The sequence below is a fragment of the Cupriavidus basilensis genome (assembly GCF_000876015.1).
GTDB classification, from domain to species: domain Bacteria; phylum Pseudomonadota; class Gammaproteobacteria; order Burkholderiales; family Burkholderiaceae; genus Cupriavidus; species Cupriavidus basilensis_B.
Window position 1 is genome coordinate 158,300 of the sequence record NZ_BBQM01000028.1, and the last position, 10,167, is coordinate 168,466.

The 10,167-nt window shown below is 69.5% G+C and carries 12 protein-coding genes; all 12 read right to left on the reverse strand.

The genetic code is table 11. From position 1 onward, the window contains the following. Positions 1 to 20 precede the first annotated feature (20 nt). Positions 21 to 155 carry a hypothetical protein gene (locus tag KF708C_RS36965; protein ID WP_020204012.1) on the reverse strand — a complete coding sequence of 45 codons (135 nt, stop codon included), beginning with the start codon at positions 153 to 155 and terminating at the stop codon, positions 21 to 23. Beyond that, the gene (locus KF708C_RS29925) at positions 152 to 517 is read right to left on the reverse strand and encodes a 4Fe-4S dicluster domain-containing protein (protein ID WP_059415207.1); all 366 of its coding nucleotides are present in this window, start codon (positions 515 to 517) and stop codon (positions 152 to 154) included. Before KF708C_RS29925 ends, KF708C_RS36965 begins: the two co-directional genes overlap by 4 nt. After that, positions 514 to 2,199 carry an FAD-dependent oxidoreductase gene (locus KF708C_RS29930; protein WP_197090448.1) on the reverse strand — a complete coding sequence of 562 codons (1,686 nt, stop codon included), beginning with the start codon at positions 2,197 to 2,199 and terminating at the stop codon, positions 514 to 516. Before KF708C_RS29930 ends, KF708C_RS29925 begins: the two co-directional genes overlap by 4 nt. A 111-nt stretch (positions 2,200 to 2,310) precedes the next feature. Then, the gene (locus KF708C_RS29935; protein WP_020204009.1) at positions 2,311 to 2,652 is read right to left on the reverse strand and encodes an FKBP-type peptidyl-prolyl cis-trans isomerase; all 342 of its coding nucleotides are present in this window, start codon (positions 2,650 to 2,652) and stop codon (positions 2,311 to 2,313) included. A 60-nt stretch (positions 2,653 to 2,712) separates the two neighbouring features. Next, positions 2,713 to 3,387 (reverse strand): hypothetical protein, encoded by a 675-nt coding sequence (locus KF708C_RS29940; protein ID WP_020204008.1) that lies wholly within the window; start codon positions 3,385 to 3,387, stop codon positions 2,713 to 2,715. Positions 3,388 to 3,396: 9 nt separating this feature from the next. Continuing rightward, a complete protein-coding gene (locus KF708C_RS29945; protein ID WP_059415156.1) occupies positions 3,397 to 4,791 on the reverse strand; it encodes a selenium-binding protein SBP56-related protein in 1,395 nt (464 codons plus the stop codon). 121 nt (positions 4,792 to 4,912) lie between these two features. After that, entirely contained in the window at positions 4,913 to 5,701 is a 789-nt protein-coding gene (locus tag KF708C_RS29950) for a MetQ/NlpA family ABC transporter substrate-binding protein (protein WP_082080105.1), read from the reverse strand. 228 nt (positions 5,702 to 5,929) lie between these two features. Then, on the reverse strand, positions 5,930 to 6,985 hold the full coding sequence (selD, locus tag KF708C_RS29955) for a selenide, water dikinase SelD (protein ID WP_370552879.1): 1,056 nt from the start codon (positions 6,983 to 6,985) through the stop codon (positions 5,930 to 5,932). A 26-nt stretch (positions 6,986 to 7,011) separates the two neighbouring features. After that, positions 7,012 to 8,136 carry a transglutaminase-like domain-containing protein gene (locus KF708C_RS29960; protein WP_059415167.1) on the reverse strand — a complete coding sequence of 375 codons (1,125 nt, stop codon included), beginning with the start codon at positions 8,134 to 8,136 and terminating at the stop codon, positions 7,012 to 7,014. A gap of 242 nt (positions 8,137 to 8,378) precedes the next feature. Next, on the reverse strand, positions 8,379 to 8,711 hold the full coding sequence (locus tag KF708C_RS36160) for a hypothetical protein (protein ID WP_156174019.1): 333 nt from the start codon (positions 8,709 to 8,711) through the stop codon (positions 8,379 to 8,381). Between the two features lie 32 nt (positions 8,712 to 8,743). Further along, positions 8,744 to 9,031 (reverse strand): hypothetical protein, encoded by a 288-nt coding sequence (locus tag KF708C_RS35155; RefSeq protein WP_082080108.1) that lies wholly within the window; start codon positions 9,029 to 9,031, stop codon positions 8,744 to 8,746. Between the two features lie 397 nt (positions 9,032 to 9,428). After that, on the reverse strand, positions 9,429 to 9,674 hold the full coding sequence (locus KF708C_RS29970; RefSeq protein WP_059415172.1) for a hypothetical protein: 246 nt from the start codon (positions 9,672 to 9,674) through the stop codon (positions 9,429 to 9,431). Positions 9,675 to 10,167 lie beyond the last annotated feature (493 nt).

Below are 10,167 nucleotides of genomic sequence, written 5' to 3' on the forward strand. Positions count from 1 at the left end.
GCAGGACACCGGGCGCGGCGTCAGTGCCCGGCATCGTCCTTGCCGGCCGGTTCCTTCTCCTTGTCGCCGCGCGGCGGGTAGAGCGGATGCCGCAAGGCCGCGTAGACCAGCACCACGGCGGCGATGGCGGTGATCCAGTCGAGCAGGTCTTTCATGGCGCGCTGCGCTTGCCGCCGGCGCGCGGCGCCGGGCGCACCAGCGCGAGCAGCGCGTGGCTGCCGTCCTGCGCGGCGGTCGGCGCGCGCCCCTTGCCCCAGCCCACCGCCGCGCGGTAGCTGCCGGCGTGGCGCGGCGGCTCCGCCGCGGCGTGGTCGGGCGGCTGGCAGGCATCGGCCAGCGGCGCCACATAGAGCGCGTCCTCGGGGCAATACAGCTCGCACATGAAGCAGGTCTGGCAGTCCCGCTGCCGCGCGATCGCGGGGATCTTGCCGGGCACGATGGCGAACACGTTGGTCGGACAGACCCGCACGCAGATATTGCAGCCCGTGCAGCGCGCGCCGTTGAGCAGCTCGATCATGCCGCGGCTCTCCATGCTGGCTTCGGGCCTTCCTGCCGCTCCTGCGGCGGCGCGTCGCGCACGGCCTCGCGCGCGGTCCACACTTCGTCGAGGCCGCCGCTGACGAGGCGGTAGCGCTGGCCCGCGTCGAGCTCCGGATGGTCGGTGCGCCGGTGCATGCCGCGCGTTTCCGTGCGCGCCAGCGCGCTGCGGTACATCCAGCGCGCGGTGGCCAGCATGGCGGTGGCTTCGCGCGCGCGCAGCGCCTGCGCGTCGTCGCGCGGCGGCGCGTAGCGGCTCCACGTGCGCCAGAGCGCGTCGAGGCGCGCGAGCGAGGCGGAAAGCGTGTCGCCGTCGCGGAACCAGTTGCGCGCGTAGGGAAAGACTTCGGCCTGCACGGCGTCCACCAGCGCCTGGGGATCGGGCGCGGCCTGCGCGCCCTCGTCGGGGCTGCCGCCGGCGCCGCGCAGGTCTTCCGCGCCGTGCGCGCCCGCGCCTTGCGCGAAGGCCGCCGCGCCTTCGCCGGCCCACCAGCCGGACGACAGCGCCCAGGCCGCGTTGTGGCTGCCGCCGCCGGTGAAGCCGCCGCAGATCAGCTCGCGCGTGGCCGCGTCGCCGGCCGCGTACAGGCCGGGCACGCCGGTGGCGCACTGCGCGTCGGCGATGCGCAGGCCGCCGGTGCCGCGCACGGTGCCTTCCAGGCGCAGCGTGACCGGAAAGCGCTGCGTGAAGGGATCGATGCCGAGCCGGTCGAACGGCAGGAAGAAGTTGGGCTGCGCGCTGCGCATCCAGGCGCGCACGCGGGCGTCGGCGCGGTCCAGGCGCGCATGCACGGCCTGCGTCTGCAAGGCGCGCGCGATCACGCCGCGGCCATGCGCGGAGCCGGCGCCTTCCAGCACCTGGCCCTGCGCGTCGTAGAACGTGGCCCACTGGTAGAACAGCGACTTGGTGACGGAGGCGAACGCGGGGCCGAGCCCGTAGGCGTTGGAGAACTCCATGCCCGACAGCTCGGCGCCGGCCTCGGCGGCCATCAGGTGGCCTTCGCCGGTGAGCACGTTGCAGCCCAGCGCGCGGCTCAGGAACGCGCAGCCGCCGGTGGCGATCACCACCGCGCCGGCGCGCACGCGCCATTGCGCGGCCTGGCCGGCGCGCGGCTGGCGGCGCAGGCCGCGCGCGCCGCTCACCCGGCCGCCGTCGTCCACCAGCAGTTCCAGCGCGGGGCTGTGGTCGAGGATGCGCCCGCCCGCGGCCTTCACGCGCCGGCGCATCAGCCGCATGTATTCGGGCCCCTGCAGCGAGATGCGCTGGCTTTGCCCGTGCTCGTCCTGCGGGAACGGGTAGCCCCATTCGGCCAGCCGTTCCAGCCCGGCGTGGGTGCGGTCCAGCACGCGGTCCATCCAGGCCGGCTCCGCCAGCTCGCCGCCCAGCGTGTAGCGGCTGGCCCTGGCCGCCGCGCGCGCGGCCGGGTCGGGCGCGACGTGCCAGATCGCCGTGCCGGCCGCCGCGGTGGCGCCGGAAGCGCCGCAATAGCCCTTGTCGGCCAGCACCACGCGCGCGCCGCGCTCGGCCGCGGCCACGGCCGCCCAGGTGCCGGCGGGGCCGCCGCCGATGACCAGCACGTCGGTGTCCAGCCAATCGGCGTTCGGCGGGGCGGTGTCCAGCGGGGCGGGTGCGGCGCGCGGCTCGCGCGGGCGGGATGGCATGCGGCGGTCCTCCGGGGCGGTGGCATAGCGGATGTATCGGATGACAGTAGCCACGGCGCGCCGCGCGCACAACGAAGGATTGGTGAAAACCTTATACGGTTGGCGGCGCGCTCAGTCGTCGCGCGTCAGCACCTCCAGCAGCGCGATCTCGAACACCAGGTTCGAATTCGGCTTGATGTGCTCGCCCACCTGCCGCTCGCCGTAGGCGAGGTGCGCGGGAACGGACAGCCGGCGCCTGCCGCCGGTCCGCATGCCCATCAGGCCGATGTCCCAGCCCTTGATGACGCGGCCGGTGCCGATCACGCACTGGAACGGCTTGCCGCGCTCGTGGGAGGAATCGAACATGGTGCCGTCCTCCAGGTAGCCGGTGTACTCGGTGGTGATGAGGGCGCCCTTGACGACCGCCTTGCCGGTGCCGGGTTCGATGTCTTCGATCTTCAGTTCGGTGCTCATTGCGTTGTCTGGTTGGGTTGCGCTTTGCGTGTCTGGCGTGTGGTGCGCGATGGTACCCGCTCAGTGGCCGGACGCGAACAGCAGCCACGCGCCGCAGGCCAGCAGCGCGGCGGTCCACACGCGGTCCAGGTTGAGCCAGCCGGTGCGCAGGAAGGCCACGCCGAGGCGGTCGTACACCAGCAGCGCCACGGTGCCGATGGCCAGCAGCATGGCCAGCGTGTGCAGGCCCAGCGCCAGCAGCGCCGGCACCAGCGCGCCGCCGCCGGGCGCCGCGGCGGCGCACAGCGGCAGCATCACCGGCACCAGCATCAGCCCGGCGCCGTGCGCGCCGGCCATCAGGAACGACCACAGCGCCAGCCCCGCCATGCCGGCCTGCATGCCCACGCGCGGGTGGCGGCGGTGGCCGCGCAGCGCGTGCCACGCGGCCCAGCCGATCAGCGCGGCGCCGCCGATGCGCGCCATCCACGCCGGGTCCAGCAGACTGCCGAGCGTGAGCGCGGCGGCCAGCACCAGCGCGACCGCCAGCGCATGTCCCAGCGCGATCGGCAGCAGCGCCAGCAGCACCACCTTGCGCCGTCCGCGATGCAGCCCGAGCGCGACCGCGAACAGCCAGCCCATCGCCGGGTTGATGCCGTGGAACAGGCCCAGCGCGGCAATCGCCAGCCACGGCCACCAGAGCGGCCACAGCGCCGCCCATTGCGCGGCGAGATGGGTATCCGGCGCGGCTCCGGGCATGGCGCGCCGCTACGGGTAGCAGTACGAGTCGGACGAGCAGTCGCCGCCCTGCAGCCGCACCTGGTGCGGCCGGTGGCCGGCCGGCCAGCGCAGGAAGAAGCGCGGGTCGAAGGCGATGCCGCCCTCGGGCGCGGCGTCGAGCTTGACCATCCAGCCGTCGATGCCTTCCGGGTAGAACTGCGCGTCCACCGCGCCGTACAGCGAGTTGGTGAAATAGACGCGGCGGCCGTCGCGGCTCACCTCCACCATCTGCGGGCCGCCGTTGAGCGCGGCGCCGCCCGCGCCCGGGTGCGTGGCGCGCGAGACGATGCCGCCGATGCGCACGCGCCCGGTCTGCTGCGGCGCGAACGGGTCGGAGACGTCGTATTGCAGCAGGTCGCCGGTGCCCCAGCACGAGACGTAGAGGAAGCGGTCGTCCATCGACAGATCGATGTCGCTCACCAGCGGCGGCACCGCCTTGAAGTCCTTGAGGATGGGCGGCAGCAGGTCCGGGTCGGCGGGTTCGGCCGGGATCTCGATGATCTTGCGCACGGCCCATCTGTCGCCGTCGCGGTACCAGGTCCAGATCGACGAGGACAGGTCCTTGAGGCTGATGACGCAGTTGACGAAGCCGTAGGCCCGGGTCGGGTCGTGCGCGGGGCGCAGCTCGAACACCAACTGGTGCTCCTCGCCGAAGTCGATCTCCTGCAGGTGCCTGCGCTTGTTGAGGTCCCAGAAATGCAGGCGCCGGCCGTAGCGCGAGCCGAGCAGGATCTCGGGCACCAGGCCGTCCTCGAACATGTCCGGCGTGCCCCATTCGCTGGTCACCAGCGTGTCGTAGCCGAGATGCCACCAGCCGTCATAGGCGAACTGCTGCGGGCCGCGCTCCACTTCCCACTGGCCGAGCGGCTCGAAGCTTTCCTGGTCCAGCAGCATGATGCCGCCCGGCCCCTTGCCCGCGCCGTTGCCGAGCGCCGTGATGTAGATGCCGGCGGGACCGCAGTGCACGGTGTGCGGGCGCGTGTAGCCGGTGCGCTCGGCCAGCTCGCCGGGCTCGATCACCTTGACGATGACGGGGTGCAGCGGATCGGGTTTGGTGTCGAGGATGTAGACGCGCGAGGAGCGCAGGCCCGGCACCACCAGGTAGCGCCGCTCCATGTGCGGGTGCGGCGCGTTCGGGCACAGGCAGGAGGAACAGGCGTTCCAGCCGAAGTGATGCAGCTCGTCGCCGGTGTGCGGCATGGCCACCCGGCCGACGATGGTGGCGTAGGCGGGCGAGGCCGGGTCCGTGTCCACCACGGCGATGCCGTCGGGCTGGCTGCGCGTGGGATCGAACATCGCCACGTAGGCGAGGGATTCGGGCGGTGCCTTCGCCGCCAGGCGCGGCGACGGGTAAAAGCTCGGATCGGGCTTCCAGGTTGCCATGATGTGCCTCCTTGTATGCCTTGTACGGCTCGCATGCCTTGCCCCACCGGCTATCGCGGCTTTGTACTATAGGACACATCGGCGGGATCGGCCGGCCCCCGGCGGGGCGGCCCGGCACCGCTCAGAAGGCCGGGATCAGCGAGCCCTTGAACTCGGTCTCGATGAACCGGCGCACTTCCTCCGACTGGTAGGCCTTCACCAGCTTCTTCACCCACGGCTTGTCCTTGTCCTCGGCGCGCGTGGCGATCAGGTTGGCGTAGGGGCCGCGCGCGTCTTCCACCGCGATGGTGTCGCGCTGCAGCGAGAGGCCGGCGCGATAGGCATAGTCGTTGTTGATCGAGGCGGCGGCGAGGTCGTCGAGCGCGCGCGGCAGTTGCGCGGCGTCGAGCTCGATCAGCCTGAGCTTCTTCGGGTTCTCCACCACGTCGAGCGGGGTGGCGTTGACGCCGTTCTCGCCCACGCCGGGCCTGAGCTTGATGAGCCCGGCCTTCTGCAGCAGCAGCAGCGCGCGGTTGCCGTTGGACGGATCGTTCTGGATGCCGATGCGCGCGCCCTGCGGCAGTTGCGCGACCGACTTGTAGGCCCTGGAGTAGATGCCCAGCGGCGCGGTCAGCGTCAGGCCCACCGGCACGATCTTGTAGCCGCGCGCCTTGATCTGGCTGTCGAGGAAGGGCTTGTGCTGGAAGGCGTTGGCGTCGAGGTCGCCGGCGGCGAGCGCCTCGTTGGGCTGCAGGTAGTCGCTGAAGGTGATGACCTGGATGTCCAGGCCGTCGCGCGCGGCGACCTTGCGCACCACCTCGAAGGTCTGCTCGGCATTGCCGACCGAGACGCCGACCTTGATCTTCGTTTTTTCCTGCGCCTGCGCTTGTGCCTGCGTTTGTGCCTGCGCGGCGCCGGCGCCGAATGCCATCACCAGAGCCGCCAGCGCGGCCGCGTGCCATCGTTTCATGGTCCCGTTCCCAGGCTGTTGCGTGGCCGCCAAGTATAGGAACGGCACGACGCCGCGCGAACTGATGGTTTCGTCTTAGCTTAGAACGGGGCGGGGCAATAGCTTGTTCGGTTGTCGCGGGCGGCTCGCGCGGGATGCGTTTGGACACGTTGGGATGCGCGCGGCCAGGAAGCACCCGGCCGCCGCCGCTCACACCGTCACGCGCGCCGGCCCCGCCGTGGTCTCGCCGATCACGGCGGCATGCGCGAAGCCTTCGTCGCGGAACACGGCGAGCACGTCGTCCACCGCCGCCGGCGCGCATGCCACCAGCAGGCCGCCGCTGGTCTGCGGATCGGTCAGCAGGGCTTTCTGCGCCGGCGTGATGCCTGCCGCCAGCGCCACCTCGGCGCCGTAGCTGGCCCAGTTGCGCCCCGACGCGCCAGTGACCACGCCCGCGCCGGCCAGCGCCGCCACGCCGGGCAGCAGCGGGATGCGGTCCATCGCCAGCCGCGCGCCCACGCCGCTGCCGCGGCAGACTTCCAGCAGATGGCCGAGCAGGCCGAAGCCGGTCACGTCGGTGAGCGCGTGCACGCCCGCCAGGCCCGCCAGCCGTCGGCCCGGCGTGTTGAGCCGCGTGGTGCTGGCGATCATCTCGCGGTAGCCGTCGGCGTCCAGCTTGTCCTTCTTGATGGCGGCCGACATGATGCCCACGCCGAGCGGCTTGCCGAGGATCAGCACGTCGCCGGGCCGCGCGGCGCTGTTGCGCTTGACGTGGTCGGGGTGCACCAGCCCCATCACCACCAGCCCGTAGATCGGCTCGACCGAGTCGATGGTGTGGCCGCCCGCGACGGGAATGCCCGCCTGCGCGCAGACCGCCTCGCCGCCGGCCAGGATGGTGCCGATGACCTCCGGCGGCAGCTTGTCCACCGGCATGCCGACCAGCGCCAGCGCCATGATCGGCGTGCCGCCCATCGCGTAGACGTCGGAGATGGCGTTGGCCGCGGCGATGCGGCCGAAGTCGTAGGGGTCGTCCACCACCGGCATGAAGAAGTCCGTGGTGGCGACCAGCGCCTGGGTGTCGTTGAGCCTGTAGACGGCGGCGTCGTCGCTGGTCTCGATGCCGACCATCAGCGCGGGCGGCGCCGGGAAGCCGCGCGTGTTCCTGAGGATCTCGGAGAGCACGCCGGGCGCGATCTTGCAGCCGCAGCCGCCGCCGTGGGAAAAGGCCGTCAGCCTGATTGCGCCGGCGGCCGGCCGGTCGGCCATCGTGTTGTTTGCCGTCATGGGTCTCCCTATGCGATGCGGCGCGAGGCGATGCGGTAGCCGAACGCGGCGGGATCGACGCTGTCGAGCGTGCCGGCGACGGTCTCGCCGTTCGGGTACATCAGGAACGGCACCGGCGCCGCCTTGCTGCCCGGCAGCGCCACGTCGTGGCCGTGGTTGTAGGCCACCCAGTTCATCTCCCAGGCGCCGAACAGCATCGCGCGCGCCGAGCGCACCTTCCAGTGCGTCATCGGCAGCCCGCCGGGCACCTCTTCGAGCGCCACCTTGCGCACGTCGGCCGGGTCCACCGGCACCCAGCCGTAGCCGGCGTTGTAGAACTCGGCGCGGCAGTGCTGCGCCTTGGAGATGTCACCGGCCTTGCCCATCGCCTTGAAGCCGTATGCGGAATTGTCCACGCGCACGCCGTAGGCATCGCGCGCCGGAATGCCCGAGGCGCGCGCCAGCGCCACGAACAGCGCGTTGATGTCCGCGCACTTGCCGCCCATGATGCCGCCCGCGCGCAGCATGGCCGCCACGTCGCCCACGCCGCAGCCGCGCACGCTGGCCTCGCGGCAGGTATGGTCGACCACCCATTCGTAGAGCGCGCGGGCGCGCGTCATGTCGTCCGGCGCGCCGGCGGTGATCTGCTGCGCGGTGGCCTTGACGATGCCGTCGGTCGGCAGCAGTTGCGTGGGCCGCAGGTATTCGCGCAGGGTCTCGGCCGATTCGCGCGGCCCGCGCGACGACGGCGGCTGGCCGAGATCCGCCTTGCGGTCGCGCAGCGCCACCACGTTGGTCAGCGTGGCATGCAGCGGCTGGCCTTCGGCGGCGGCGGGCCAGTTCAGCGCCAGCATGCGCACGTCGTAGCCGGGCGCGCGGGCGTCTTCCGCGCGTGCGCCGGGCGCGGCCCAGGTGGTGGACAGCGTGCGCTGGTAGTCGCCGATCCGCCCGGCGGTGATCGGCACCCACACGCTGGCCGGCGCGGCCGCGGGCGGCAGCGTCACCTCCGTGGTGACTTCATAGACACGCCAGCCCTCGGCGGCCGGCAATGCCTCGGCGCCTGGCGCGTCGGCGCGGGCCAGCCCGGGAATCCCGGCTGCGCCCGCCAGCACGGGCGCGGCGGCGCCCGCTTTCAGGAAAGAACGACGGTCCATTTGCATTCCTCCGGTTCGGTGGCCTGGGCGGCGCGGGGCAGTCGCGGTAGTCGCGGCGGTTCGCCTGACCAATGCATAGTAGGCCGCCGGGGCGGAAGGGGGGAGCAAAAAAGTGCTGTGCGGGGATGTTGCGGTACGGCAGGGAGGCGACGGGAGAGTCCGAAGAATGTCGTCAGATTTCGGACAGATGGCAACAAAGAAAAAGCCCATCCGGAGATGGGCTTTCCATGGATAACGGCAGACTAAGCAGCCTTGTCGTGTTTCACCGCAGCGGCAGCTTCTTCGTCGCGCTGTTCGGCTATCTCGACCAGAAGACGCTTCATTTCGTGGGTGGCAAAACGCGCAAGCGCGTCGCGCATCAGGGGCTGATACCCGATCTTGTGGAAACGGGAGATCACCTTGTACTGCTCAACCAATGCCTTCGGAAGGCGGATAGAGATTGCTTGCATGCCAAGCGAATCGTTTACTTCGTCTTGGAGCGCCTTTGGCGCTACTTGCACATATTGCTCGTCAGCGCCTAGCGTACCGTTGTCCCATGCTTCTTCGGTATCTGGGATTTTGGCGGCTTGCGTCATGTCATCTCCTGGAGTGGTTGCCGCGGCGGGTATCACTTTGCGAATTTGTCGTAGATGCGCTGGATGTTCTCAGTGGCGTCGTACGCTGACTTCACGATGTTGTTGCCATCTCGTGGCACGAACATCACCTTAAGAAGTCTTCCTTCTCGCGTTTCGGCGACAAACCACAGGGTTGGCGGATCAGTCTGGTGGTCTGCTCGGGAATCGGTCAGAAAACTCCCGCAAATGTTGTCAAAGGCTTGTCGAATCTCTTCCTCCGAGACCCGATGCTTCTCATCGGCTAACTTCGCCTTGATGCGCGGCGGGATGACAACACTCATAGGTGTATATACAGATGCAAGGTTCGATTCTCAAGGTGTGTTACACGTGATTTGGCATTGCACCGCGTTTCAGTGTAATCGCGACAACGATATGTGGATTATTGGTATCTTTTACGTGGAGCCCATGCATCCGAGAATGGGTGATGCGTATATACGCATGGTTCGGGCACCCCTAACGTTCTACCGTGCCCACAGAGAGCACCGTACGTCTCGATGCAAGGGGCGTCACTTCGAAGCCGAACGCGCGCGCTGGTTCGACGGCCATGCCGCTTGGCACGAGGGGCCGGGAAAAGCGGACTGCATGTCAGGATTTCCGATTTTTCGTCAACGGCGCAAAAGCGTGCCGCCCGAAGGAACTGGCTCAGGCGCCGTGACTTTGGCGGCTACTGCCCGTTTCTCACTCACCAAGCGCCGGAATGCTCCCCTCCTGCACCAGGATGCGCGGCGACCCCATCTCGCCCGTTTCCTCGTCCACCAGCACTTCGTAGGCGGCGACGCCGGCGAAGCTGGACGCCATTGCGTTGGCGATGCGGATGGCGCCGACCTCGCTGGAGGCCTGGCGGATCTCGCCGGGCTGGAGCGAGTCGCCTTTGCCCTGACGGTATGGCACGACGATGTACTTGATGGCGCGGGTATCGGACATGACGGCGACTCTCCGGATGGTGGCTGCGGTAATCAGGTAATGCAGCGGTTTGGATACTGTACGAATATACAGTGTATGAGCCATCCTGGGCCGAGTGCGTATAGTTGAGTTTACTGTATGGATATACAGTGATCGGATCGGGGCCTCGTCCCCGCGCCGGGGCAGGGATTCGCTGACGATCTGGAGGGCGAGGCGTGGCGCGTGGCGGACGATCTCCGGCCGTAGGCCGGGCATCATTTCGCCGGCCGGGCGCCATTCAACCTCGAAAACCCGCGGGAAAGGCAAGACAGCGCGCCCTGTGCAAATCCTTGCCTGTTGCCGTGTCCGGCAAGAAACCGGAAAACCTCGTGGCGGAAAGCAGCAACATCCATTGGCGCTTGACAAAGCCAATAGCGAAGCCGCTGATGACTTCCGATATTTCCGCTACCCCATTCTCTACCCACATTTTGTAATGTGAATTATTATCTACTTTTTAGGGGCGGTCAGGGCATCG